Raw genomic sequence first — 25,295 nt, 5'->3', positions numbered from 1 at the left:
TTATAATGAAGTTCAGTCATTTTTTTATTAGCCGACCCATTTTTGCGGCGATGCTATCCTTGCTGATTTTAATTGGTGGTGGCATTTCTCTGTTTCAACTTCCCGTCAGTGAATATCCAGAGGTGGTGCCTCCAACGGTTGTTGTGACTGCGAATTACCCTGGAGCCAATCCGAAAGTTATTGCTGAAACGGTGGCGGCACCACTTGAGCAAGAAATGAATGGCGTGGAAAACATGCTGTATATGTTCTCTCAAGCAACCAGCGATGGACGTATGACATTGACGCTGACATTTGCGCTTGGGACCGATCTAGATCGAGCTCAAGTGCAGGTGCAAAACCGTGTATCCAGTGCCTTACCAAGGCTTCCTGAGGAAGTGCAACGTCTTGGGGTAGTGGCAGAGAAATCATCGCCAAACTTGACCATGGTAGTGCATTTGTTTTCCCCAAAAGGTGATCAAGATATTAGCTACCTCTCAAACTATGCCGATATTTACATTAAAGATGCTTTGGCGCGTTTGCCAGGAGTGGGTGATGTGCGAATGTTTGGAGGAGGTAAGTACTCTATGCGTTTGTGGTTGGATCCCGATGAATTGGCATCGAGAGGTCTAATTCCGAGTGATGTGGTGGAGGCTGTACGAGCACAAAACCAGCAAGTGGCCGCAGGGAGTTTAGGTGGACAACCTGTAGCGTTGGACAGTGAATTTCAAATACTTCTCAATGTAAAAGGACGTCTTGAAAGCATTGAAGAATTTGAAAATATCATTGTTCAAGTTGGTAGCAATGGTGCGATGACACGCTTAAAGGACGTGGCTAGAATCGAGCTTGGACAAGACTCTTACTCATTAAGAGCGTTGTTAAGTGGACAAACTGCGGTAGCTATCCCTATTTTTCAGCGACCAGGCTCCAATGCAATTGAATTATCGAATCAAGTACGAGCGCAAATGGAGGAATTGGCAAAGCGTTTTCCTCAAGGTGTTGAGTACGATATTGCTTATGATCCGACCGTCTTTGTTCGAGGCTCAATCGATGCTGTCATCAACACTTTGTTAGAAGCGATTGTATTGGTAGTTATTGTCGTTATTTTATTCTTACAAACATGGCGCGCATCGGTTATTCCATTGATTGCTGTACCTGTGTCTCTTGTTGGAACCTTTGCAGTCATGCAATGGTTGGGCGTTTCTATTAATACGTTGTCTTTATTTGGTTTGGTATTGGCCATCGGTATCGTGGTCGATGATGCGATTGTAGTGGTGGAGAACGTAGAACGTAATATTGAAAATGGCCTTTCTCCCGTGGCCGCTACACGCCAAGCAATGAGTGAGGTAACTGGGCCAATTATCGCGATAGCTTTAGTTTTGTGCGCAGTGTTTATCCCAACTGCGTTTATTCAAGGCTTAAGTGGTCAGTTCTACAAGCAGTTCGCTTTAACCATTACGATCTCTACGCTTATCTCAGCCTTTAACTCGTTGACCTTATCGCCAGCTTTGTCTGCGTTATTGCTACGTTCCCATGATGCGAAGCCGGATGCACTGACAAGAGTGATGAATGCAATGTTTGGTCGTTGGTTGTTTGCACCATTCAACCGATTGTTTGAGCGAGGTGGAAGAGCTTATGAAAAAGGCGTTAAAAAGCTCATTCGTTTAGGCGTTGTGGTTGGTGTGGTCTATATCGGTTTGTTGGGCAGTACTATTAAACTGTTTGACGCGGTTCCTGGCGGTTTTATTCCGTCACAAGACAAGCAATATCTAGTGGCCATTGCTCAACTACCGGATGCCGCTAGTCTAGATAGAACAGAAGCTGTCGTTCGAGAGATGGAACAAATTGCGTTGGCTACCCCCGGTGTACTGCAAACCGTTTCATTCCCTGGTTTGTCAGTAAACGGATTTACCAATAGCTCCAACAGTGCCATTGTCTTTGTGACATTGGAGGACTTTGAAAAACGTAAGACACCTGAACTTTCTGCTGGTGCCATAGCAGGACAACTGAACGGTCGATTTAGCACCATAGATGAAGCGTTTGTAGCGATCTTTCCACCACCACCGATTCTTGGTTTGGGGTCAACGGGAGGCTTTAAACTTCAAATTGAAGATCGAGCAAGTCTAGGGTTTGATGCTTTGTTTGCTAATCTACAGAAAGTGATGAATGCCGCATATCAGGAACCTGCTCTTACTGGAGTTTTCTCAAGTTTCCGTATTCAGGTACCGCAGATGGATATTGAAGTGGACCGTGAGCAAGCTTTACTACAAGGGATTCCTCTTGATCAAGTTTTTGAAACGCTACAGATTTATTTGGGTTCAGCGTATGTAAACGACTTCAATTTATTTGGAAAAACGTATCAAGTAAATGCCCAAGCAGAAGCTGAACATCGTGTTGATCCAGAGCAGATTTTACGCTTAAAAGTGCGTAATAAGGTTGGAACCATGGTGCCACTAGGATCCATTCTTACTGTTGAATCGGCAATTGGACCTGACCGTGTCATGCATTACAACGGTTATCCAACCGCTGAATTAAATGGTAATCCTGCACCTGGCTACAGCTCGGATCAGGCACAAGAAGCGATTGAGAGAATTCTTAGTGAGCAACTTGATAAAGGTATGGCATTTGAGTGGACAGAAGTGACCTACCAACAAATTTTAGCGGGTAATACAATGGTTTATATTTTTCCACTTGTAGTGCTGCTAGTGTTTATGGTTCTTGCCGCTCAATACGAGAGTTTAACGTTACCGTTAGCGATCATTTTAATCGTACCGATGACGATACTGTCAGCACTATTTGGAGTGTGGTTAATGGGGGGAGATAACAATATCTTTACCAGTGTTGCTCTGATCGTATTGGTCGCATTGGCCAGTAAAAATGCTATTTTGATGGTGGAGTTTGCTAGAGATAAACGTCATCAAGGTGAGTCTAGATTAGAGGCCATATTATCTGCGTGTCGTTTGCGTTTACGCCCAATCTTGATGACATCAATTGCCTTTACTGCAGGAGTCGTGCCTTTGGTGTTAGCAACGGGAGCCGGCGCTGAAATGCGTCAGGCAATGGGGATTGCTGTCTTTTCAGGTATGATTGGTGTCACTATTTTTGGATTATTATTTACGCCGGTATTTTATATGGCAATGACGGCGCTAGAGCGGAAAAACCTTAATCGAAATTCTGTTTAGACATCAAAAGGCGATCCTGAATTTAGGGTCGCCTTTCTATTTATAAAGCATGGATCATTTCTTCAAGTTCTAGTGGACATTTCTCTTGCACATTAGCAATCATATAATCGATAAAAGCACGCGTTTTAGCTGGAAGGTAATGCCTTGATGAATAATAAATCATAACTTTGATCGGATCTGATTCATAGCCTCGTAATACTCGGCGAAAGCCGCCTTGTTCAAGGCACGCTCCATAGTTGCCAACACCTACTGCCGCGATACCGACCCCTGTTTCTACTGCTGTCATGGCGGCTGACAAGTTGTTAACAATGAGATTGCCCTCGGGCTCCATTTGAATCTGCTCACCGTCTGTTCTGAAGTTCCAGAGTTTCTTCTTACCTGTGGTATTTGAACGATATGCAATGCAGTTGTGTTGCAATAAGTCTTGAGGCGTCGAGGGCTCACCGTATTTAAGAAGGTAGTCACGACTAGCAACCAGTACTGGTTGTAATGAGTAGAACTCCCTTGCAATCAGTGAGCTGTCGTCGTTGCCCAATACACCAATACCTACGTCTGCACCTTCTTTAACCAAATCGCCCATGCGGTCATCAAACTTCAAATCTAATTCAACATCTGGATATTTTTCTAAGAACGCGGGAACTAGGGGTAAGACAAACATTCTTCCAAAGCTATCAGGTAAATTCACTTTTAAGCGACCATGGGGTGACTTTTGCTTGTCGGTACTTAAGCGTATTTGATCTTCTAATTGCTCGATTAAATGGCCGGTACGTTTATAAAGCTCCTGGCCATCTTCGGTTAATGTAAGGGAATGAGTAGAGCGATGAAAAAGTCGTAATTCTAAGTTTTTTTCTAACTGCGAAATAGATTTACTGATCGCAGCAGATGATACGCCGAGTAATCTGGCTGCGCTGGAAAAGCTGCCATTTTTAACAACAGTGTTAAATGTATTTAACTGATTTGGAATCATATTTAGGTCTTCCAATAAAAAATGAAGCGTCAATATACTGAAATCTAAAGGACTCGTTAGTTGGTTGAGGATTGTATCATTTTTTGTTCTTGTCTATATGTTTTTACGTACACAAAAGAGCAATTACACGTAATCAGTTAAGGGGTAAATAGCTTATTCTTTAACGTAAATATCTCAATAGTTCGCTCTACAATATGAGTCAAAAATGTACGCGTTAATTTAGAAAAATCGATTTTTCGTGATTGAGGCGTTCTGTGTGAATACTACAGGTGAGCGCAAAAAGACGGTTTACTGAGGAGGCTATGTCTGATTTAGCACTGCTTTTCGGTTACAGTAAGAACATAAGTTTGTAGCACCTTTGATCGATAACGGAGCATAGGATAAGGTAAAACAGTAGAACTATTTAAGGGAGTATTTAAGACGCAATGAAAACGATTGGTATGTTAGGTGGTATGAGCTGGGAAAGTACGCAGAGCTATTATCGAGCTCTGAATGAAGGCATCAAGGCGTCTTTGGGTGGTCTACATTCTGCGAAGATTGCGTTGTACAGTGTCGATTTTTTTGAAATAGAAGAATGCCAGCGCAATTCTGATTGGCAGCAAGCAGGTTCAATACTAGCGCAAGCCGCTCGTGGTGTAGAGTCTGCCGGAGCAGACTGCCTATTAATTTGTACCAACACCATGCACAAAGTGGCGGATCAAGTTGAAGACGCTATTAATATCCCGCTTATTCACATTGCGGATGCAACTGGCGAGGCGTTAGTTCGCGCTGGTATCGAACGTGTTGGTTTGCTTGGTACGGCGTTTACAATGGAGCAAGACTTTTATAAAGGTCGCTTGACTGATAAGTTTGGCTTGGATGTGATGGTTCCGGAGGATGGCGATAGAGCTTTGATACATCGAGTTATCTTCCAAGAGCTGTGTCTAGGTATTACGACTAACGCCGCTAAAGCTGAGTACCTACGTATTGTCCAATCTCTAAAAGAGCAGGGCGCTGAAGCTGTGATTCTTGGTTGTACTGAAATTGGTATGTTGGTTGAACAAAAAGACACAGATGTGCCTTTATTTGATACAACAGCGATTCATACGCAAGCCGCAGTGACTTTTGCATTAAAGTAAATAAAGTATTAACTAATCGGTTTTCTTTTAACATATTTGATCCTTAATAGCGTGCTATCGTAGTCTCTATTAAGAGTAACCAAGATATTTAAATACCAATTTGAGGGACAATCTGTGAAAGTATTAGCCTTTGCCGCAACAAACCATAAAGCATCAATTAACAAACAACTGGTTACCTATGCAGCTAACGTGTTGGCTGAAAATAAAGGTGCTGACGTTGAAGTACTCGATTTAAATGACTATGAGTTGCCTATTTATAGCATCGAGCGTCAAACTGAAAATGGCATGCACCCGTTGGCGCAGCAGTTTTTCGATAAAATAGGTGCAGCGGATGTCGTGCTTATTTCATTTGCAGAGCACAATGGTTCTTACTCAGCAGTCTACAAAAATTTGTTTGACTGGACATCGCGCATCGACATGAAAGTCTACCAAAACAAACCAACCGTATTATTGTCGACGTCGCCTGGTCCTGGTGGTGCAAACAGTGTCTTGTCGGCTGCTGTAGGGTCGGCAGAGTTTTTCGCAATGGATTTAAAGGGCAGTCTATCTGTGCCTTCGTTTAACGATAACTTTGATACCGACAAAGGCGTGCTAACCAATGCTGAGCTGACAGCGACGTTAAAGGATATCCTGTCAAAAGTAGAATGACGCTTGTAAAGGTAGTGTAAAAAGCGGCGATTATGCCGCTTTTTTATTGTCTATTTAATATTGATTTTCATTTGCATATTGTTTTTTAGTAACGGTTGTGGATAATTCCGCTTCGAATTTTGATTGCTAAATGGACAATTTGATATGGATTCATCTCTCTCAACTGACACGCGTGTCAGCGCTATTTCTTTTTCTGCTGGTAAGTGGGAATACTTTAAACTTTGGATTGTGAACTTGGTTTTAACCGTCGTCACTCTAGGCATTTACAGTGCTTGGGCGAAGGTTCGCAACACTCAGTATCTTTATGGCCATACGCAAATTGAAGGCCATCGCTTACAATACCTAGCCACTCCGATGCAACTGTTAAAAGGGCGTTTAATCGCTCTAGTGTTGTTCATTATTTACATGTTAAGTTCGACTTTTATGCCGCTCGTTGCGGCCTTGTTAGCGTTAGTTGTGATGTTTGCGACGCCATATTTGATGGTTAAAGGTCTACAATTTAGCTTGCGTCATACTGCCTACCGAAATGTACGATTTGGTTTTACCGGATCGATTGGTGGTGCATATATGAACTTTATGTTGCTGCCTTTGCTTGGTGTACTAAGTTTGGGTCTTGCAATGCCTTGGGTGATTTTTCGTACCAGTCACTATATTTACAACAACATTTTATTTGGTAAGCATGAATTCGAAGCAGATCTGTCACTGAAAACTTTCTACAAAGCAGGGCTTATTGCGTTTGCTTTGTTCATGGTACCAGTAGTTCTGCTGTTTGTTATCGGTATGCAAACAATGAGTGCTGCTGGCGGTCCACCATTGGGTATGGTTTTCGCCTCTTATGCATTATTCTTTGTTGCTTTCAGTGTTTTTCATGTGATCATCCGCAACCATATTATGAACGGTCTAAGCGCTCGCAACTTAGCTTCATTCCGCTCGGACCTTCAAATCGGTCGTTACCTAGGGGTGATGGCAAGTAATGCTCTGATTGTGGTTTTCACCTTAGGGTTAGGCTTTCCTGTAGCGCAAGTTCGTATGAATAAGCTATTGGCCGACGCGACAGAAGTTCATCTAACGCCTGAAATTGATCGTCTTGTGGCCTCTTCCAGTGAATTGGACTCCGCGTTCGGAGAGGAAATGTCTGGTTTCTTCGACGCAGACTTGTCTATCACCTAAGGGGCTCCGTCTATGACGGCCATTTCTGAGCCAATAGTCGGGACATTTCAGCACGCAGCATCGTCACGTATTGATGCTGCTAAGCTGTGTCTAGATCTTGATGGTGATCAGATCATTGTATCTGATCACTTGTCAGACGGTGTCTTACAACAGCAGTCGTATTCAAGCTGTAGCATGTCGTCACGCTTGCCTGGTGTTCCGATGACGCTTTCTTTTGGTGATGGAGCAAGCTTCACGCCAGCTGATCCTGATTTTTCTTGGCCTAATAGCAGCAAATCTTCTTCCTTCATCTATTGGCTAGAGCGTAAATGGCTCTACGGGTTACTTGCCATTGGGTTAATGATTGGTTTTTTGACTGGCATGGTAAAGGTGGCGATTCCTTTTGCCGCTGTTCAAGTCGCCTCGGTTGTGCCCATGACGATTTCTCAAGGAATGGGTCAGCAGAGCCTATCATTGTTAGACCAACTATACTTTGAAGAGAGTGAGCTGGAATCGGATACGATGGCTCAAGTACAGGGCAACTGGGATGTTTTACTTGAACGCTTAGAGTTACCTCAAGAGCATTATCAATTACAATTTCGTAGCTGGCATCTAGGGCCGAATGCAATGGCGCTTGCTGATGGTACGGTTGTTGTTACAGACAGTATTGTTGAGTTGATGCAGGACGATTTGCATCTATTGGACGCTATTCTGTTGCATGAAATTGGGCATGTGGAACATCGACATAGTCTTCAAGCTGTCATTCGTACCACCATCACCACGGTATTGTACGCCATTATTTTTGGCGACATAGAGGGGGCAGGAGAGGTTGTTTTGGGGGCAGGGGTTGGCTTGGTCGATCTTTCTTTTTCACGGGAAATGGAGCGCGAAGCGGATCAGTTCGCGTATCAGCATTTGCTTGAAATAGACCGTTCAAGCAATGACTTTGCGATGGCATTACGCAAGCTAAAAAGTGCCTATCCAATGACTGATAGCGATGATAAGAAGGGTTGGAACTATTTACAGTCTCATCCTGATATTGATCAGCGTATCGAGGCTCGCCCTCACTAGAGGTAACATTAAGAGCGCAGGTATACTGCGCTCTTAATAGTGAGTCCTTATAAGTTTTCTTCAGCAAACTCCGCTAAGCGGCTACGTTCGATGCCGTTTACATGCATAATACTGGTGTATTTGAAGGGCTTACAGCGCTCAACCAGATAGGTTAAACCTGAGGTTAGTGGCGTAATATATTTGTTATCAATCTGCGCTAGGTTACCCAACACGATGATTTTTGAGTTTACGCCAACACGGGTGACGATGGACTTAAGTTGGAACTGGGTTAGGCCTTGCGCCTCATCTACAATGATCAGTGCGTTGTTAAACGAGCGGCCACGCATAAAGTTCAGCGACTTGAATTGTATGTTGGCTTTCTGTTTCACGTATTCAATGCTACTGACGGAGTGCTCATCGCTGCCGTGCAGTATTTCAAGGTTATCGTCAAAAGCGGCCAACCAAGGCGCCATTTTCTCTTCCTCTGTCCCAGGTAGAAAACCGATGTCTTCCGCCAGTGGTGGAGTTGATCGGGCTACGATGATTTTATTAAAGCGTTTCTCTTCCATGGTGACATGCAGACCATATGCCAAGGCGAGCAGTGTTTTACCAGAGCCTGCGGGTCCAGTCATAATCATCATGTCGCTGTTCTCATGGCGGAGTAGATAAAAAGCCATGGCTTGCTCTAAGTTGCGCGGCTCAATTCCCCAGAAGCTTTGATGCATCAGGCTTTGACGATTTACATCTACCAAATAGATGAATTCCTCGTCAATATTGACTACAAAGCCACTGAACTCCTCATCATCAATAACGAACATGTTTAAATACAGTTCGTCTGGGAGTTCTGTTTTTTTGATTTTATGAACTGTGTGAGAGCCATGACTCTCTGTTTCTACGTTTGAAATACCGTCCCACAAACGGCCCTCGATATGTACGTAACCTTTATTTAAAAGGTCAACATCGTCTAAGACTTTGTCTTTACGGTAGTCTTCAACACGCTCAAGCCCCGAACCTTTGGCTTTGATACGCATATTAATGTCTTTAGTGACTAGGCATGCACTGGCGCGTGGATTAGTGGCCTGTAAGCTCAGTGCGACATTGATAATACGGTTATCGTTGGCATGATGGTGATTGCCATTTAAGAATGGAACGTTGTCGATGTTGGTAATTTGTTGGTCTGGGAAAATAGCCAAAGTACCAAAGGTTTTTGCCACTTGCTCCGTTTCGGCGGTATGGATAGGGACACCGTTTTGCAGTTCTTTAGGTGAAGCGTCCCCAACAATTTTATCAATGATATTAATTGCTAGGCGTGCTTCTCGGCTGACATCTTTATCTCTGCGATCCTTAATTTCATCCAACTCTTCCAAGACTGTCATAGGAATAACGACTTTGTGTTCCGCAAAGGCGTAGATGGCCATTGGGTCGTGAAGTAACACGTTGGTATCTAACACATAGATCTTTTCCATAGTACTTCTCTCCTCTACTTAGAGATAAATAATCCTTTAGATACGCTTGTGTAGTATGTGAGGAATACGGCGAAGTGCTGCGTACAATAACGCGTGGGCAGGGAGGGGTGTCGAGTCTCTTGGGTCATTAAGTATCACCTTTCCCTTGTGGATGGAGGTATACGTTGCGCATTGTCATTAACGGCATTCACTAACATTAGACAAGCTAACTTGCTTCTTAACCTTGAGCATATTTTCAGTGTATGACAAAAATGCGACAAGTGTGAAGTTTAACAACAAAATAAAACATTAAGACTTAGATACAAAAAAGCCCCTAGTCGTGGGAACGACTAGGGGCTTTAGAGCTTGTCTCTATATAACTTCTTAGTCGTCTAGGAAGCTACGTAGGTGCTCGGAGCGGCTTGGGTGGCGTAGCTTACGCAGTGCCTTTGCTTCGATTTGACGGATACGCTCACGTGTCACGTCGAACTGCTTGCCCACTTCCTCTAGGGTGTGGTCAGTGTTCATATCGATACCAAAACGCATACGCAATACTTTCGCTTCACGTGCAGTCAAACCAGAAAGAACCATTGTTGTTGATTCTTTTAGGCCTTCGCTAGTCGCAGTATCACTTGGTGATACGGCACCATCATCTTCAATGAAGTCACCTAGGTGCGAATCTTCGTCATCACCGATAGGCGTTTCCATTGAGATAGGCTCTTTCGCAATCTTCAATACTTTACGGATCTTGTCTTCTGGCATGTCCATGCGCACAGCCAACTCTTCAGGCGTCGCTTCACGCCCCATTTCTTGTAGCATTTGACGAGAGATACGGTTTAGCTTGTTGATCGTCTCAATCATGTGTACAGGAATACGAATTGTGCGAGCTTGGTCTGCAATCGAACGAGTGATTGCTTGACGAATCCACCATGTCGCGTAAGTAGAGAATTTGTAACCACGACGGTATTCGAATTTATCAACCGCTTTCATTAGGCCGATATTACCTTCTTGGATGAGATCCAAGAACTGTAGGCCGCGGTTGGTGTATTTCTTAGCGATCGAGATAACCAGACGTAAGTTAGCTTCAACCATTTCTTTCTTAGCGCGACGAGCACGAGTTTCACCAATCGAAATACGACGGTTGATCTCTTTAAGCTCTGTGATCGTTAAGCCAGTATCTTTCTCGATGCCACGTAGTTTACGTTGGCAACGCATAAACTCAGCTTCGTTTTCACGTAGGCCTTCAGAGTAGGCAACACCTGCTTCGATACGCTCTTGAATCCAAGTAGGATTCGTTTCATTGTTCGGGAAACGCTTCAAAAACTCGGTACGAGGCATGTTTGCTTTACGTACACACAGTTGCATGATTAGACGTTCTTGCTCACGCAGTTTGTCCATACGTGAACGTACACGATCGATTAGTTCATCAAACAGTTTAGGCGCAAGTTTGATGGGTGCAAACATGATGCTGAGCGTTTCTTGCTTAGCCACCACATCTGGATTTTTGCGATCGTAGTTGTGTTGTTCAAGTAATGCTTGCAGCTCGCGATGAGTGCGGCGAATCTCTCCAAAACGTAAAGCTGTTTCCTCTGGATCAGGACCGCTTTCAGTTTCGCTATCATCATCGTCGTCACTTTCTTCGTCGTCGCTGTCATCAGCGTCGTCTTCAGCGGCTTCTACAACAGGCTCTTCTAGCTCTTCGAATACTGGCTCTTCGCCATCACCGTCAATAAAGCCACTGAAGATATCGCTTAGGCGACCTTCTTCTTCAAGTACTCGATCGTATGTATTGATCAATACATCGACAGCGCCTGGGTAGTAAGACAGAGCTGCCATTACTTCACGCGTACCTTCTTCGATTCGCTTAGCAATAGCGATTTCGCCGGCACGAGTAAGCAGTTCTACAGTACCCATTTCACGCATGTACATACGTACAGGATCGGTGGTGCGGGTTACATCACCTTCTACAGCAGCAAGTGCTGCAGCAGCTTCTTCAGCTGCGTCGTCATCGGTTGAGTCGCCTTCTTCCATAAGAAGGCTTTCTTTATCAGGCGCGTATTCAGAAACCACGATGCCCATGTCATTAATCATGGCAATGATTTCTTCAACCTGCTCTGGATCAGAAAGGTCATCAGGTAGATGGTCATTAACTTCCGCAAAAGTTAAGTAACCTTGTTCTTTACCTTTGGCGATCAGCTCTTTAAGACGTGACTGTTGAGTGTCTGGCATTCGACAACCTATCGTTTAGAAATTCGTTTGGGAGATTAGCAAGCCGCGTATTATAACAAAATCTTCCGATTTTATCCAGATATTCTCGATTACATTGGGCAATAATTAGTCAAAATTTAGACTTCTTTTTGCGTAACTGTTCCATCAATGCGCGTAGTTCTTGCTGTGCTTCAGGGTTGTTAATGGCGTCATTGCCACGACTTTTCAACCGTTGGATACTAGAATTTAAACCAAGTGCATCAGATTGTTCTGCAACCATGTCTAAAACTTCTTGTTTAGCGTTGGTGAGCTGCTGCTTTGTGGTGGCATCAGGGTGGTTTAGCAGGGCATAAACAGTGTTCAATAAATCTTGATTGCGCTCTTGATATAAAAAATGCCCAGCATTGTTGTTTGGGTGTTTAGCAAAATAGCGCCACACTCGGCTAAATGCTTGGCGTTCAGGGGTATCGCCCGTCAACAAGGGGTCCGGCACTTCAATCTCGTGAGCGATAGCCGGGTGCATCAATATACAAAGTGTGGCATGGGCAATGCGCCCTAAGCGTGGTTGTTGCGACATTGGTGCAAACTGCTCGCGGTCACTATTGTTCTGCCACTTACCTTTACCTTGCCATTTACCTTGCTTGGATTGACCACCTCCTTTGAACGGTTTGCTCCCTGTGGCACCTTTTGGGCTGTGGTGTGGAATAGGGGCTTCGTCAGGATAAGGGGTGTAATCACCCTCAGAATAATCCATTGGCGCATAGCCATCATCGTATCCGTAGGGGTCGTATTGACCGCTGCTTGTGGCAGGGTGCGCATCACTAGTTTGTGGCGAGTATTCTTGATGTCTTGGGGTTGGCGCATTAGCGGTTAACGTATCTGAACTTAAACCAGATTGCTCAGACAGTTGCTTGACCAGTAAAGACCTTAAGGTGCTTTCGGCTGGAATGCTTTGGATCAGCGCCATCGCGTTTTGTGTAAATTGAGCCTCACCTTCTTCATCTGCCAGTGTGACTAGAGATCGAGCATGTTCAAACAGCACGTGGGCAAGGGATGAAGAGTCTTCTAATAGCGTTAGAAAACCATCTGAGCCTTCTTTACGAACAAGAGAGTCTGGGTCTTCGCCTTCAGGTAAGAATAAAAAGCGTACCTGTTTGCCATCTTGAATCACCGGCAAGGTGGCTTCTAGGCCGCGAATGGCGGCTGAGCGTCCCGCTTTGTCACCATCAAAACACAGTGTGACTTTATCGACCAGTTTGAACAGTTTTCTGAAATGTTGACTGTTGACCGATGTGCCAAGAGTCGCGACCGCATTGGTGATGCCGTACTGAGCCAGTACAATGACATCCATATAGCCTTCGACCACAATAATATGGTCAAGGATTTGGGTGTTCTGCTTAGCTTCGTAAAGACCGTATAGTTCTTGGTTTTTATGGAAAACAGGTGTTTCTGGTGAGTTTAGATATTTGGGTTTTTCGTCGCCAAAGGCTCGTCCACCGAAGGCAATCACGCGTCCACGATTATCGCGAATCGGAAACATGATTCGATCACGGAAGCGATCGTAATAGTGTCCGGCTTGTTCTTTTTTCTCGATTAGCATGCCGCCATGTAGGAGCTGCTCTTCGTGCTCAGCACGATGGTTACCAATCGACTTTAGTAGGTTATCCCACCCTGGAGGGGCATAGCCAATGCCATATACTTTCGCAATTTGTCCAGTGAGACCACGTTCTTTAGCAAGGTAATCGCGGGCTTTTTCCTTAGTAGGGTGTTTCACCAGTTGTTCTTGGAAAAAGGTAGCGCTTTCGCTTAAGCGCTTTAGTAGCTCCGCATTTTGTTCATAGCGATCCGGTGCGCCCTGATCTCTAGGGACTTCCAAACCTGCGTCTTTTGCGAGTACTTCAATGGCGTCAACAAAATCTAAATGATCATGCTCCATAACAAACGAGATCGCATTACCGCCTGCGCCGCAGCCAAAGCAATAATAAAACTGTTTGTTAGGGTTTAGGCTAAAGGAGGGGGATTTTTCGTTATGGAAAGGACACAGCGCTGAGAAATTTTGCCCAGTTTTTCTTAAGGTTATGCGGGACGCGACAACATCTGTGATGTCTGTGCGAGCCAATAGCTCATCAATAAATTGATCTGGAATGCGTCCCGACATAGTGTTGTATTAGCCTAAAAGCGCTTTAACTTGCTTGCTAACAACAGACATGTCACCACGGCCTTGTACCTGTGGCTTAACGATGGCCATTACTGCGCCCATTTGTTGCATACTGGTAGCGCCTGTTTCAGCAATCGCTTGTTTAACGATTTCCGTCACTTCTTCGTCGCTCAATGGCTGAGGAAGAAACTCGGCAATGATGTCCATTTCTTTCTTTTCAATCTCGGCAAGGTCAGCGCGGTCACCATCGGTAAACTGTTGGAAAGAGTCTTTGCGCTGTTTAACCATTTTATCAAGAATTGCCAGTACGCGATCGTCTTCAACTTCGATACGCTCATCCACTTCAACGCGTTTGATTTCGGCTTGAATGGTACGAATTACGGTAACACGCTCTTTTTCTTTGGCGCGCATAGAAGCTTTTAGAGTATCGGAGATCTGTTTTCTCAATTCTGACATTGGGGTCTTCCTCTGGAATGGTTAATCAGGTTATTGAAACAAAAAAAATCGGCTAGTTGTAGAACTAGCCGATTTCGTATCGTAAAGCTTTTCGACTCTACTGCAATGCGTTAGTTGCTAAACTGCAACTCGCAATTGCCTAGTACATGCGTTGGAATTTCTTCTGCTCGCGAGATACTTTCTTAGCGTGACGCTTAACAGCTGCTGCTGCTGCGCGCTTACGTAGAGTTGTTGGCTTCTCGTAGCATTCACGACGACGAACTTCAGCAAGAACACCTGCTTTTTCACAAGAGCGCTTGAAGCGACGTAGAGCGATGTCAAATGGTTCGTTATCTTTAACTTTAACTTGTGGCATATCTAATTACCTATAAAAGAGTTTAATTCGTTTAGTAAACACAAAACGGCGCGAATCATACCGATTTTTCTTCATAAAATAAATTGGTATGAGCCTTTATGTGTGGCTTATACAGTGTGTCCCATCATGTAGGGGACAATAATAAAAAATCACCTGCCTTTTAATTAAACGATTAAATCGGGCGATAGTGTATGCGATCTAATCGAATATGTCCAATGCTTTCATCAATGTGACTGCTAAGTGAATCAAGATTGGGTACAATGGCGGCATTAACACTTGTGTAGGAATACCATGATAGTTTTAGGTTTAGAAACATCTTGTGATGAGACCGGTATTGCCATTTATGACACCGATAAAGGCCTACTGACCCATAAAATTTACACTCAGATTGCTCAGCATGCCGAGTACGGTGGTGTCGTGCCGGAGCTTGCCTCTCGTGATCATGTGCGTAAAACGCTGCCTTTGATTGATGAGGTGCTTGAGGATGCCAAATTAACGAAGTCGGATCTTGATGCTGTTGCTTATACATCTGGGCCAGGTTTAGTTGGCGCTTTGATGGCAGGCGCTACAATAGGTCGTTCGATGGCGTATGCATTGGGAATTCCTGCGTTAGGTGTGCATCACATGGAAGGCCACTTGCTAGCGCCAATGCTAGAAGAGAAACAGCCTAAAATGCCTTTTATTGCTTTGTTGGTCTCTGGTGGTCATACACAGCTTGTGCGTGTGGATGCTATTGGTGAATACAAACTTCTAGGTCAGTCATTAGATGACGCAGCCGGTGAAGCATTCGACAAAGCGGCGAAAATGATTGGTTTACCTTATCCGGGTGGTCCATACATCGCTAAGCTTGCTCAACAAGGTAATCCAGACTCGGGCATTAAGTTCCCGCGTCCGATGACAGATAGACCCGGATTAGATTTCAGTTTTAGTGGCCTTAAAACCGCGTTTTTAACCGCGGTGCACGATGCATTGGACCGAGAAGCGTTTAATGACCAGTTTCAAGCAGACATTGCGTTAGCGTTTGAGCAGGCCGTGGTCGACACATTGGTTATTAAGTGTCGTCGCGCATTGGAGCAAGAGGGCTTAAATCAGTTGATCATTGCGGGCGGTGTGAGTGCAAACAAGCGTTTGCAAACACAGTTGGAAACGCAATTGTCGAAGATTAATGCCGGCGTATTCTATGCGCGCCCTGAGTTTTGTACCGATAATGGGGCAATGATTGCTTACGCGGGGGCTCAGCGTTTGTTAGCAGGCCAAAGTTCTCCCCTTAATCTTTCTATTCGTGCTCGTTGGCCATTGGCTGATTTGCCAGACATCACAGAGGCAGTGTAATCATGCAAGACATCGTATTTATTGAAGGCCTACACACTAAAGCCGTGATTGGTGTATACGAGTGGGAAAAAGTTATTTGGCAAGATTTGGTGTTCGACATTGAGATGGAGCATGATAACCGTGTGCCAGCTGCAAACGATGACATTCAGAAAACGCTAGACTATGAAGCGATCTCGAATGCCATTATTGGTTTTTGTAAAGAACATCAATTCGAGTTGATTGAGACGTTAGCGGAGCGCCTTTGTGCGGTATTGATTGAGCGTTTTGGTTTGACCTCAATTACGATGACATTGCGTAAGCCCGGTGCAGTGCCATCGGCTCGAGCGGTGGGTGTCAAAATTCGTCGTAGTGCCTAATCGGCTAACGCCTCTCTGAGGTTTTCTGCTTTGAGCAACAGCGGGTTGTCCAGCGCTTCAAGTGCTTCAACTCGCGTTTGCTTTAAAGCTTGTCCCAACTCCGCACCACTAAAACCTTGTTTAATCAAAACCTGCGCATTCATTTTGGCGATGTTCGAGCGCAACTCCAACCAATAGACAGCATCCGTTTGAGTTAACTGCGCGAGTACTTGTACCAACTTTTCAAAGGGTTGCGGCTTTTTGACTGCCGCCACACTTGCGAGCCATGACTCCCAAGCGCTCGCTGGCAAAGGCAATGTATTGGCTTCAATAAAAGCGCGAGCTTGTTGGCTGTACCAACAAAATTGATTGGGCGCACGTAAATGCGCGTTCAGCTCTGATAACGCAATAATAGGAGTGTCGGCCGTGATTAAGCTCCAGCGGCTGTGTTTATCCCATTGTGTTGACAGTGTTTGAGTGTGGTACACCATGCCAGGGAAGAGGTCGTTTAAAGCACCTACTTCTTTTAATACATCGAAATAGACATGTGCGTGAGGGCTGTTTAAAGCGTTTTCAGTTTCGCGCCAGACGCGTTCTGGCGTTAAGCTGCTAAGCTCTCCAGAATCCGCAATAGCCTTCATTAAAGCTTTGGTTTCTGGCGCGATCTGAAAGCCAAATTCAGCGAAACGTGCCATAAATCGAGCCACTCGAAGGACTCTTAAGGGGTCTTCAATGAATGCGTCGGAGACATGGCGTAGGATGCGTTCGGCAATGTCTTGTTGACCGTTGAAGGGGTCAATCAATGTGCCGTCATCACTTTTAGCGATGGCATTGATGGTCAAATCTCGACGCTCCAAGTCTTCTTCCAAACGTATGTCTGGTGCAAAGTCACAGACAAAACCTGTGTAGCCAATGCCTTGCTTGCGCTCTTTTCGAGCGAGCGCATATTCCTCTTTCGTATCAGGGTGTAGAAAGACAGGGAACTGTTTACCCACTTGTTGGTAGCCTTGGGTTAACATGTGTTCTGGCTTTGCGCCTGTTACAACCCAATCTTTATCTTTTACAGGTAGGCCTAATAGCTCATCGCGAACGGCGCCGCCTACTAGGTAAACAGTATGCAACATGAGTTAGCCCTGCTCGCACTGTTCTGGGTACATGGCACTCCACTGACTAAAACCGCCATTCAGTGAGTAGACTTCGCGAAAACCTTGACTAGCAAGAAATTCAGCCGCACCTTTACTGCTGTTGCCATGGTAACAACATACGATAACAGGGACGTCCTTATTCGTGCTGGCGATAAATGCTTGCACGTTGTCGTTGTTAAGACTAATCGCTGTGTTCATGTGGCTCGCTTCAAAACTGGCTGTATCGCGAATATCTACAACAACAGCGTCATTTTCAAGAAGGGGTAGGGCATCGTTAATATCAATACAAGAATAGGTACTCATGGTTCTCTCAGGCTAAGTTACAAGGAGTGCTGAAGCGTTGATTGTCTTCCAGTCGTAGTGCCGTTAACGTACCACCCCAGACACAGCCTGTGTCTAATGCATAGATGTTTGATGCATTGGTAACACCTTCCAAGGCTGCCCAGTGTCCAAATACTACGCGCGTCTCCTGAGGGAGTTTGCTGGGTAATTGAAACCAAGGTAAATAGTCCTTTTGAGCGGTGCTTGGGCCTTCTTTAGACTTCAGGTCAAGCTTGCTGTCAGCACGGCAAAAACGCATTCGGGTTAAATAGTTTGTGATGGCTCGTAAGCGATCCATTCCGATTAGGTCTTCTGACCATACGTTTGGCTTATTACCATACATGACCTGAAGAAAATCCTCTAGTTGCTCGGAACGCAGTACGCTTTCGACTTCATTGCTTAAGCGTAAAGTGTCTTGGATATCCCAGCAAGGAGGCACGCCCGCATGCGTCATAATGACATTAAACTGCTCATCGTAATGACACAGCGGCTGTTGTCTTAGCCACGCCATGAGTTCGTCACGGTCACTGGCCTGTAGAATGTTAACCAAAGTGTCGCCACGCTTTAGGGTGGCAAAACCATGGGCAACGGCCAATAAATGCAAATCATGGTTGCCTAAAACAACTTTGGCTTTGTCCCCTAGGGAGCTCACAAAACGCAGGGTCTCTAAGCATTCTTTGCCGCGATTAATTAGATCACCTGCGAACCACAGGTGATCGACCTCAGGGTTGTATTGAATTTGTTCAAGCAGTTTTAGCAGTGGCGTAAAACACCCTTGTAAGTCACCGATGACGTAGGTAGACATATCAAACCTTAATGTACTTGGTTGGGTACCGCTAAAATAAAAGGCGAGATCGGTGCATCAAATTCCGTGCCGTCATCGCTTAGAAAACGATAGCTGCCGTGCATCACACCAACCACGGTATCCAGTACCGTACCACTGCTGTAATCATATGACTCACCTGGCGCTAGGTAAGGGTATTCGCCAATCACGCCAGCGCCTTTTACTTCTTGTACTTTTTCATTGCCATTGGTGATGACCCAATGGCGAGACAATAACTTTGCCGCTTCAGTACCGCAGTTGGTTATTGTAATGTGATAAGCGAACACAAAACGATCATCTTCGGAAACTGACTGCTCAGGTAAAAATTCCGTACGAACGGTAACGACGATATCGTGTTCCGACTGCATGGTTAGTCCTTTTGGCTTACTAAGTTGGCGATGTTGACGAAGTCTTCTACATCTAAACGTTCAGGACGCAAACTTGGATCAATACCAAGTGCTTCGAAGTCAGCGTCATTCAATACGCCTTTGTAATTGTTGCGCAGTGTTTTACGGCGTTGGTGAAAGCCAATGCGTACCATATCCTCAAGTGTCTTAAGGTCTTGCGCAACAAATGGTCGAGTCTTATGGGGGGTCATACGTACAATCGCAGAGTCCACTTTCGGCGGTGGATCGAACGACTCAGGGCCTACGATAAACAAAGACTCAACTTGACAGTAATATTGTGCCATGACACTCAAACGTCCGTATAGACTGTCGCCAGGGCGAGCGGCTAAACGAACCACCACTTCTTTTTGTAGCATAAAGTGCATGTCGTCGATTTTCTCAGCATAGCTAAGTAGGTGGAAAATTAACGGTGTCGAAATGTTGTAGGGTAGGTTACCGACTACTCGAATGTTGCCTTCAGTGGCGAGCGTTGAAAAGTCGAATTTCATCGCGTCGGCTTCGTGTACCGTTAAATCTGGGTAACGGAATAAGTTAACTCGCAGAATTGGGATTAAGTCACGGTCAAGCTCCACCACATCCATGCGTTTAGTGGCACTGATGATGCCCTCTGTTAGCGCGCCTTTACCGGGACCGATTTCGACAATACGTTGTCCTTCTTTCGGCGCGATACAGGCAACAATGCGACGAATAATGCCGACATCATGAAGGAAGTTTTGACCAAAGCGTTTACGCGCTTTGTGGGGCTGTGGTTTGCTCATTTAAGTACTTTCTTGGGCGTTGGTTGCCATGGTAATGGCATGTTCAATGGCAACTTTCAAGCTGCCATCACTTGCTTGTCCGGTTCCCGCTAAATCGAGAGCCGTGCCGTGATCAACGGACGTTCGGATGATTGGTAGGCCAAGGGTGATGTTTACCGCATTACCAAATCCAGAGTACTTTAACACAGGTAATCCTTGATCGTGATACATGGCTAACACGCAGTCAGCCTGATCTAGGTATTTCGTCTGGAACAAAGTATCCGCAGGAAGCGGGCCTATCAGATTCATGCCTTCTTGGCGTAGGCTTTCCAAGGCCGGGATGATGATGTCGATCTCTTCGTGCCCCAAATGCCCATCCTCCCCTGCATGAGGATTCAATCCGCACACTAAAATGCGCGGGTTGTTGCAGCCAAAACGGGTTCTTAGGTCATGGTGCAAGGCACGAGTCACCGTTTTGATTGTTTCAGGCGTGATGGCTGCGGGAATGTCTTTAAGTGGCAAATGCGTGGTGACTAATGCCACTCGCATGGCTTGACTGGCCAACATCATAACGACTTGTGGGCTGCTGCATAACTCTTGGAAAAATTCCGTGTGTCCAGAGAAATGTACGCCGGTTTCACACAAAACGCCTTTATGGACCGGTGGTGTCACCACTGCGTCAAAGTCACCATTAAGACAACCTTGACCAGTGATACGCAGGGTTTCAAGTACATACGGCGCATTCGCAACGTCTAGTACCCCTGTGGTTACGGCATTCGCCAATGGGGTAGGCAATACTTGCAGTGTGCCCGCTTGGTGTTCTGTTAGATCCTTAAGATCATCACGAACGATGACCTTAATGTTTAAGCCTAACTCTGTCGCACGGCGGCGAAAAAGGTCTGGATCGCCGACGATCACTAACTGCGCGGCAAATGAGTCTTGCAGCGCAGAAAGAATGATATCAGGACCAATACCGGCAGGCTCGCCTGAGGTAATAGCGATACGTGGGCTCACAGTGTCGCTCCTTTATGAGTCGCTTTTGCGGTCAATGAACGCATCGGCACGCAGCTCAGATAGCCAGTTATCCAAAACAAAGTCTTGCTTCTGGGTCATGATTGCACGCTCTGCATTACGACGCTTTACTTGATCGCTGATATCGTTTTGACGACGACCATCGACTTCAAGAATATGCCAGCCGAATTGAGACTGGAACGGTTCACTGATACTGCCCACAGGTGTTTTGTTCATCATCTCTTCAAATTCAGGCACCATGGTTCCTGGTGTTACCCAGCCCAAGTCACCGCCTTGAATGGTCGAACCTTGGTCTTCACTGTACTCGCGAGCAAGGTCGGCAAAGTTAGCGCCTTGTTCTAAGCGAGTGTGAAGTTGCTCAGCCAATTCGCGAGTTTGTTTATTGTTGCGGATTTCATTTGGGCGCAACAGTAAGTGGCTGACTTTCGTCTCTTGCTGAACGGCGACATCTTGTGAGCGTTTTTCAATCACCCATAATAGGTGAAAGCCTGCGTTACTTTGCAATGGGCCGACTAAAGTACCTTCTTCTTGTGAACTAACCGCTTGCGTAAACAGACGGGGTAGCTCATTCGCTTTACGCCAGCCTAGGTCGCCACCTTCGATTGCAAATTGGCCTTGAGAATTGGCAATGGCTTGGTTAATGAAATCTTGCTCTGAACCAATTTGGTCCGCAATCGCTTCAATTTGCGCTCGTGCTTCCGCGACATCCGATGCGCGCACAACAATGTGACGAAGATGGAATTCTGCTTGGTTTTGACCGTCTGCTTGTTGATTTTGAAGAAAGTCTTCAATTTCCTGCTCGGTGACAGAAATACGGGACTGAGCCACTTGTTGACGCGCTTTGCCGATCAATATCTCATTTTCGATTTGCTGACGGTAGCGTTTGTAATCTACACCTTGGTTCGCCAGAAGCTGTTTTAGACCATTGATATCGGTGTTGAAATTGGACGCCACGCCCATGATAGCTTGGTCAACTTCTGAGGTGCTTGCTCGAATGCCTTGCTTGCGTGCGTAATTCACTTGCAAAGCTTCTTCGATCAGCTGGTTAACGATTTGACGGTGGATGGTATCGGTCAGTATGCCGCCAGGAATTCGGTCTTTAACCACTTGGAAGCGGGCGTTGACATCACTGTCCAAAATCGGACGAGCATCAACGACTGCTGCTAAACCGTCAATTTTCACAGGCTCCGCAAGCACAGGTGCTGCTGTCCACGCTGCGGATGTTACTAACAGTGAGCAAATAAACTTCTTATACATCATTAATATCCGACCTTGCCTTGGTTCCAGTAGTCATCTGCGATGGTGTCGATATCCGAATTGGTTCGCCCCACACCACTTAAACTACGTAAAATAAATTGTAAGAATACACCTTCGTCAAACTGCCCGTCATTATCACGCCAGCGTTGGTAACTAAACGATGTTTTGACACAGCAGTTTTCATAGCCAAACCCTTCCACCTGAGCGGTTTGCTCTCGGTCTATCCAATCATAGGATTGCTGATGGAAGAAGTGCCAGTTTTCATTAATTGGAATGATGGTGCCAAAACTCGATTGTTTCGTCATATCATCTTCGTTGTCATCATGTAGGTATGAGAAACTAAGATTGAAGACAAAGCCACTGTCTGGTGTGTATTTCAAAGCAGTTTGCGCAAGATCTACACGATCTTCATCAAAATCATAGTTAAAATGATTCGCCAGTGTGAAATTATCGCCGTTGTAAGCGGCTGTGGTTAGCACTGGACTATGATGGCTGCTGTCTACAATGTTTCCTGTCTCACCATCAATGTCGACTTTGCGATCACGTAAGTAAAATACCTGCCCACCTTGGAATGTCCAACGGTTTATGTTGTTACCATTGTAAAGGCGGCTTTCTAAACCCAGTGCGACTTGTTCTGTATCCCCGATGCGGTCGTTACCGCTGAAGCGACGATGAGAAAAGGCTTGCCCATAAGTCATTTCCATTTCATTCGCGTCAAAATCCGGAATGTCAGATTGATCTTCGTAAGGTGCGTATAAGTAATTGACCCGTGGCTCTAATGTTTGACGCCAATCTGTATTAAAGCGGCGATCGAACACAACACTGGTATCTAAGTAATAAGACAGGTGGTTGACGCTAGTGTCTTTGTCTTGCTTGGTATCGTAATTATGCAAGCTGTAGTCGCGGTATTGGTGTAACACGCCTGCCGTAGCTTGACCCCAAGCATTACCCGTACTGATATTGATATCTTGGTTCAATACCATACGTTTGCCATCAGAGCCTTCTTTATCCGGCTCATAGAAGTCGGTGAACTCAACATCTGGTCGATAGCTGTAACGGGTATCCGCATAGCGATAAGAAGCGCTCAAGCGAGGTAGCCATTCCAATGGTTTATCTTCTGTTGGATCGGGTGTCTGGAAGCGTCGAACTTGAACATTCGAGCTAAAGTTTCCCAGATTATAGCGAGCATAGCCTCGGCGCTCGTAGTTGTCTTCTTCTTGAATGCTGGTGTTGTTTACGTCCGGTTCCACGTTTTCTGTGGGGTTATCTTCTAGGTAAGCACCAATACCAAAGCTTTGAGTGAGTTGCTGGTCACTGGTGAATTTGCGCAATGTGCCTTCGTTGCCATGGTTATCGTAAAACGTAGATTGTTCAAACTGGGTTTTGCCATATTGGCCAAGATGGCGCAGCTCTATATCAAATCCTTGACCGCTGTCATCTTTATCATTGCTGTCCTCAGAGACGATCGGAATCACTAGGTTAGGTGTGATAGTCGCATCGTAATTGGGAGCAAGATTCAAATAGTAGGGCGTTGACAGGGTGAGCTGCTTGCCACTAAAGCCAAAACTGGGGAACAAAAACCCCGTTTGACGGCGTTGATCCAGAGGGAAGCGCAGCCAAGGGAAGTAGAAAATAGGCACATCGTGAACACGAATTTGAACATGCTTAGCGGTACCGAAACCACTGTCAGTGTCCAGCTCAATGCTAGAACCATACAGTTGCCAACTATCTTCACCGGGTTCACAGGTAGTGTAAAAGCCTTCTTTAATAAAAATCAGACCTTCTTTGTTTCGTGCGATTTGCCCCGCTTCCCCTCTCAGGCGGCTATCGTGCGCAAGGAAACGAGCATTATCAAATTGCGCGCTCTGGTTACCTTCTGCGGTACTGATATAAGCGTTGTCACTTCTGATTACTTGCCCTTTTGAGCGTAACGCGACATTGCCTTGAGCTTGATAATAATCCCCCGGTACGCCTTTAATTGTATCGGCATCCAGTTCTGATAGAGGTTGACGTAAAGTCGCGGCACCTTCCATATACAGAGTGCCTTGCTCATCGCGATAGATCAGATCCGCGAGCAAGTGTGTATTGTCACCATCGACCACTTGCCAGCTGTCGACGTACGCACCACGGCAATACTGGCCAAGTGTTGCCTGCTGTGATTCGCTTAGTGATTCGCGAGGTACCCAGTCCCATTCATTTGCCTCAGCCATAGGCAAGATGAAAAGACTTTGAAATAATAGTGCGTAGTAACGTAAATGCTTTGGCATGCGGAGTATACTAAATCTCATTTGCGTGCTGGCGCGAACATAAGGCGCTGCACTTGTCGGTCCATATTGGCGACAAATAATAATCTATGCGCCCCCTAAGGGGCTACCGATTCGGAGAAATACTTTATGTGGAAATGGATTGGATCGATTGTCGGCCTATTGTTTGGCGGCTTTTTTGGCTTAGTTGGTGGTTTTTTTATCGGTATGTTCATCGACCGAGCTAAAGGATCAAGTAGGGGATACCGCCGCACAGGCGCTTCTTTGCTGGAACAGCAGCAAGTGTTTTTCCAAACGTTGTTTCAAATGATGGGACGACTGGCGAAATCTGATGGCCGTGTTTCAGAAGAGGAGATTCAGCTGGCGAAGGCGGTGATGCAGCGTTTACGTCTGTCGCCAGAAGCGCAGCGTCAAGCTCAGGAGTTATTTAATCAAGGTAAGTCAGAAAACTTTGATGACGATGCGGTGTTAAATCGTTTTAGCCAAGTGGTTGGGGGTGGCATGCTGCGTCGCTCTTTAATCGAAGTATTGTTGCTGTCAGCGTATGCCGACGGTCACTTATCGTTAGAAGAAAAGTCACTGCTTGAGAAAATTTGTGTGAAATTGGGCATGTCTGAAACGGAATACAACAGTATCCATGAGCAGATTAAGCGTCAGTCTCATTTTCACCAAGGCTATCAGCGTCAAGGTCAGTCAGGTCAGTCTTCTCCAGACTTGCTAAAAGCCGCTTATGATGTGTTAGATGTCAATCAAAGTATGACCGATGATGAAATCAAAAAAGCCTATCGCAGGCTGATGAGTCAAAATCACCCTGACAAATTGAGTGCGAAAGGCCTGCCAGATGAAATGATCGAGCTGGCGAAAGAGCGCACTCAAGAAATCCAGTCAGCTTACGAGATGATCAAGAAATCTCGCAAATAATGAATAAAA

The 25,295-nt window shown here is 45.5% G+C and carries 22 protein-coding genes; 8 read left to right on the top strand and 14 right to left on the bottom strand.

Annotation, left to right across the window (positions count from 1 at the left end; genetic code table 11):
- The first annotated feature begins 5 nt into the window (after nt 1-5).
- Nucleotides 6-3,158: an efflux RND transporter permease subunit gene (locus AYW76_RS05045; protein WP_067216611.1), complete on the top strand. Its 3,153-nt coding sequence runs from the start codon at nt 6-8 to the stop codon at nt 3,156-3,158.
- A gap of 40 nt (nt 3,159-3,198) precedes the next feature.
- Here the strand turns inward: AYW76_RS05045 and AYW76_RS05040 are convergent, their stop codons facing one another.
- A complete protein-coding gene (locus AYW76_RS05040) occupies nt 3,199-4,125 on the bottom strand; it encodes a LysR family transcriptional regulator (protein ID WP_067216607.1) in 927 nt (308 codons plus the stop codon).
- Nucleotides 4,126-4,550: 425 nt separating this feature from the next.
- Here AYW76_RS05040 and AYW76_RS05035 point away from each other — a divergent pair, with 425 nt between their 5' ends.
- The 4 genes from AYW76_RS05035 (at nt 4,551) to AYW76_RS05020 (ending at nt 8,111) form a co-directional block, all read left to right on the top strand.
- Complete coding sequence (locus AYW76_RS05035; protein WP_067216604.1) at nt 4,551-5,243, top strand: aspartate/glutamate racemase family protein; 693 nt, start codon at nt 4,551-4,553, stop codon at nt 5,241-5,243.
- Between the two features lie 114 nt (nt 5,244-5,357).
- Nucleotides 5,358-5,891 carry an NADPH-dependent FMN reductase gene (locus AYW76_RS05030; protein ID WP_067216600.1) on the top strand — a complete coding sequence of 178 codons (534 nt, stop codon included), beginning with the start codon at nt 5,358-5,360 and terminating at the stop codon, nt 5,889-5,891.
- 144 nt (nt 5,892-6,035) lie between these two features.
- Nucleotides 6,036-7,061, top strand: coding sequence for a YjgN family protein (locus AYW76_RS05025; RefSeq protein ID WP_067216597.1), 1,026 nt, complete (start codon nt 6,036-6,038; stop codon nt 7,059-7,061).
- Between the two features lie 12 nt (nt 7,062-7,073).
- The gene (locus tag AYW76_RS05020) at nt 7,074-8,111 is read left to right on the top strand and encodes a M48 family metallopeptidase (RefSeq protein ID WP_067216593.1); all 1,038 of its coding nucleotides are present in this window, start codon (nt 7,074-7,076) and stop codon (nt 8,109-8,111) included.
- A 47-nt stretch (nt 8,112-8,158) separates the two neighbouring features.
- Here the strand turns inward: AYW76_RS05020 and AYW76_RS05015 are convergent, their stop codons facing one another.
- The 5 genes from AYW76_RS05015 to rpsU form a co-directional block, all read right to left on the bottom strand.
- A complete protein-coding gene (locus tag AYW76_RS05015) occupies nt 8,159-9,556 on the bottom strand; it encodes a PhoH family protein (RefSeq protein WP_067216589.1) in 1,398 nt (465 codons plus the stop codon).
- Nucleotides 9,557-9,919: 363 nt separating this feature from the next.
- Nucleotides 9,920-11,764, bottom strand: a complete 1,845-nt coding sequence (gene rpoD, locus AYW76_RS05010; protein ID WP_067216585.1) for an RNA polymerase sigma factor RpoD — start codon at nt 11,762-11,764, stop codon at nt 9,920-9,922.
- 109 nt (nt 11,765-11,873) lie between these two features.
- Nucleotides 11,874-13,901, bottom strand: a complete 2,028-nt coding sequence (gene dnaG / locus AYW76_RS05005) for a DNA primase (protein ID WP_067216582.1) — start codon at nt 13,899-13,901, stop codon at nt 11,874-11,876.
- Between the two features lie 9 nt (nt 13,902-13,910).
- The gene (locus tag AYW76_RS05000) at nt 13,911-14,357 is read right to left on the bottom strand and encodes a GatB/YqeY domain-containing protein (protein WP_067032114.1); all 447 of its coding nucleotides are present in this window, start codon (nt 14,355-14,357) and stop codon (nt 13,911-13,913) included.
- 139 nt (nt 14,358-14,496) lie between these two features.
- Nucleotides 14,497-14,712, bottom strand: coding sequence for a 30S ribosomal protein S21 (gene rpsU / locus AYW76_RS04995; protein ID WP_067032111.1), 216 nt, complete (start codon nt 14,710-14,712; stop codon nt 14,497-14,499).
- A 291-nt stretch (nt 14,713-15,003) separates the two neighbouring features.
- Between rpsU and tsaD the strand changes: the two genes are divergently transcribed.
- Together tsaD and folB are read left to right on the top strand one after the other, a co-directional pair.
- Entirely contained in the window at nt 15,004-16,044 is a 1,041-nt protein-coding gene (tsaD, locus tag AYW76_RS04990) for a tRNA (adenosine(37)-N6)-threonylcarbamoyltransferase complex transferase subunit TsaD (RefSeq protein WP_067216578.1), read from the top strand.
- A gap of 2 nt (nt 16,045-16,046) precedes the next feature.
- Complete coding sequence (gene folB, locus AYW76_RS04985) at nt 16,047-16,400, top strand: dihydroneopterin aldolase (RefSeq protein ID WP_067032105.1); 354 nt, start codon at nt 16,047-16,049, stop codon at nt 16,398-16,400.
- Here the strand turns inward: folB and AYW76_RS19500 are convergent.
- The 8 genes from AYW76_RS19500 to AYW76_RS04945 are packed head-to-tail and all read right to left on the bottom strand — an operon-like array spanning nt 16,397 to nt 24,368.
- Nucleotides 16,397-17,503, bottom strand: coding sequence for a tRNA nucleotidyltransferase (locus AYW76_RS19500; protein WP_067216574.1), 1,107 nt, complete (start codon nt 17,501-17,503; stop codon nt 16,397-16,399). The genes folB and AYW76_RS19500 overlap by 4 nt on opposite strands.
- A gap of 3 nt (nt 17,504-17,506) precedes the next feature.
- Nucleotides 17,507-17,827, bottom strand: a complete 321-nt coding sequence (gene glpE / locus AYW76_RS04975; RefSeq protein WP_067216571.1) for a thiosulfate sulfurtransferase GlpE — start codon at nt 17,825-17,827, stop codon at nt 17,507-17,509.
- A gap of 7 nt (nt 17,828-17,834) precedes the next feature.
- A complete protein-coding gene (locus tag AYW76_RS04970) occupies nt 17,835-18,650 on the bottom strand; it encodes a symmetrical bis(5'-nucleosyl)-tetraphosphatase (RefSeq protein WP_067216568.1) in 816 nt (271 codons plus the stop codon).
- 8 nt (nt 18,651-18,658) lie between these two features.
- Nucleotides 18,659-19,036 (bottom strand): Co2+/Mg2+ efflux protein ApaG, encoded by a 378-nt coding sequence (gene apaG / locus AYW76_RS04965; protein WP_067216565.1) that lies wholly within the window; start codon nt 19,034-19,036, stop codon nt 18,659-18,661.
- A 2-nt stretch (nt 19,037-19,038) separates the two neighbouring features.
- A complete protein-coding gene (gene rsmA, locus AYW76_RS04960) occupies nt 19,039-19,833 on the bottom strand; it encodes a 16S rRNA (adenine(1518)-N(6)/adenine(1519)-N(6))-dimethyltransferase RsmA (RefSeq protein ID WP_067032091.1) in 795 nt (264 codons plus the stop codon).
- A complete protein-coding gene (gene pdxA / locus AYW76_RS04955) occupies nt 19,834-20,826 on the bottom strand; it encodes a 4-hydroxythreonine-4-phosphate dehydrogenase PdxA (RefSeq protein ID WP_067216562.1) in 993 nt (330 codons plus the stop codon). It lies immediately after the preceding gene.
- A 12-nt stretch (nt 20,827-20,838) separates the two neighbouring features.
- Nucleotides 20,839-22,104 (bottom strand): peptidylprolyl isomerase, encoded by a 1,266-nt coding sequence (locus AYW76_RS04950; RefSeq protein ID WP_067216559.1) that lies wholly within the window; start codon nt 22,102-22,104, stop codon nt 20,839-20,841.
- Nucleotides 22,104-24,368: an LPS-assembly protein LptD gene (locus AYW76_RS04945; RefSeq protein ID WP_067216555.1), complete on the bottom strand. Its 2,265-nt coding sequence runs from the start codon at nt 24,366-24,368 to the stop codon at nt 22,104-22,106. The genes AYW76_RS04950 and AYW76_RS04945 overlap by 1 nt, the downstream gene beginning before the upstream one ends.
- A 126-nt stretch (nt 24,369-24,494) precedes the next feature.
- Between AYW76_RS04945 and djlA the strand changes: the two genes are divergently transcribed.
- Nucleotides 24,495-25,286 (top strand): co-chaperone DjlA, encoded by a 792-nt coding sequence (djlA, locus tag AYW76_RS04940; RefSeq protein ID WP_067216552.1) that lies wholly within the window; start codon nt 24,495-24,497, stop codon nt 25,284-25,286.
- Nucleotides 25,287-25,295 lie beyond the last annotated feature (9 nt).

It is taken from the genome of Marinomonas gallaica (assembly GCF_001639745.1).
Lineage (GTDB): Bacteria > Pseudomonadota > Gammaproteobacteria > Pseudomonadales > Marinomonadaceae > Marinomonas > Marinomonas gallaica.
Note: the sequence above shows the minus strand (reverse complement) of the source record. Positions and strands in the feature narration are given on the sequence as shown.

Excerpts from the sequence above, each read along its gene's own strand:
- AYW76_RS05045 (WP_067216611.1), top strand. The coding sequence starts at position 6 with ATGAAGTTCAGTCATTTTTTTATTAGCCGACCCATTTTTGCGGCGATG.
- AYW76_RS05040 (WP_067216607.1), bottom strand. The coding sequence starts at position 4,125 with ATGATTCCAAATCAGTTAAATACATTTAACACTGTTGTTAAAAATGGC.
- AYW76_RS05035 (WP_067216604.1), top strand. The coding sequence starts at position 4,551 with ATGAAAACGATTGGTATGTTAGGTGGTATGAGCTGGGAAAGTACGCAG.
- AYW76_RS05025 (WP_067216597.1), top strand. The coding sequence starts at position 6,036 with ATGGATTCATCTCTCTCAACTGACACGCGTGTCAGCGCTATTTCTTTT.
- AYW76_RS05020 (WP_067216593.1), top strand. The coding sequence starts at position 7,074 with ATGACGGCCATTTCTGAGCCAATAGTCGGGACATTTCAGCACGCAGCA.
- AYW76_RS05015 (WP_067216589.1), bottom strand. The coding sequence starts at position 9,556 with ATGGAAAAGATCTATGTGTTAGATACCAACGTGTTACTTCACGACCCA.
- rpoD (WP_067216585.1), bottom strand. The coding sequence starts at position 11,764 with ATGCCAGACACTCAACAGTCACGTCTTAAAGAGCTGATCGCCAAAGGT.
- dnaG (WP_067216582.1), bottom strand. The coding sequence starts at position 13,901 with ATGTCGGGACGCATTCCAGATCAATTTATTGATGAGCTATTGGCTCGC.
- AYW76_RS05000 (WP_067032114.1), bottom strand. The coding sequence starts at position 14,357 with ATGTCAGAATTGAGAAAACAGATCTCCGATACTCTAAAAGCTTCTATG.
- rpsU (WP_067032111.1), bottom strand. The coding sequence starts at position 14,712 with ATGCCACAAGTTAAAGTTAAAGATAACGAACCATTTGACATCGCTCTA.
- tsaD (WP_067216578.1), top strand. The coding sequence starts at position 15,004 with ATGATAGTTTTAGGTTTAGAAACATCTTGTGATGAGACCGGTATTGCC.
- folB (WP_067032105.1), top strand. The coding sequence starts at position 16,047 with ATGCAAGACATCGTATTTATTGAAGGCCTACACACTAAAGCCGTGATT.
- AYW76_RS19500 (WP_067216574.1), bottom strand. The coding sequence starts at position 17,503 with ATGTTGCATACTGTTTACCTAGTAGGCGGCGCCGTTCGCGATGAGCTA.
- glpE (WP_067216571.1), bottom strand. The coding sequence starts at position 17,827 with ATGAGTACCTATTCTTGTATTGATATTAACGATGCCCTACCCCTTCTT.
- AYW76_RS04970 (WP_067216568.1), bottom strand. The coding sequence starts at position 18,650 with ATGTCTACCTACGTCATCGGTGACTTACAAGGGTGTTTTACGCCACTG.
- apaG (WP_067216565.1), bottom strand. The coding sequence starts at position 19,036 with ATGCAGTCGGAACACGATATCGTCGTTACCGTTCGTACGGAATTTTTA.
- rsmA (WP_067032091.1), bottom strand. The coding sequence starts at position 19,833 with ATGAGCAAACCACAGCCCCACAAAGCGCGTAAACGCTTTGGTCAAAAC.
- AYW76_RS04950 (WP_067216559.1), bottom strand. The coding sequence starts at position 22,104 with ATGATGTATAAGAAGTTTATTTGCTCACTGTTAGTAACATCCGCAGCG.
- AYW76_RS04945 (WP_067216555.1), bottom strand. The coding sequence starts at position 24,368 with ATGCCAAAGCATTTACGTTACTACGCACTATTATTTCAAAGTCTTTTC.
- djlA (WP_067216552.1), top strand. The coding sequence starts at position 24,495 with ATGTGGAAATGGATTGGATCGATTGTCGGCCTATTGTTTGGCGGCTTT.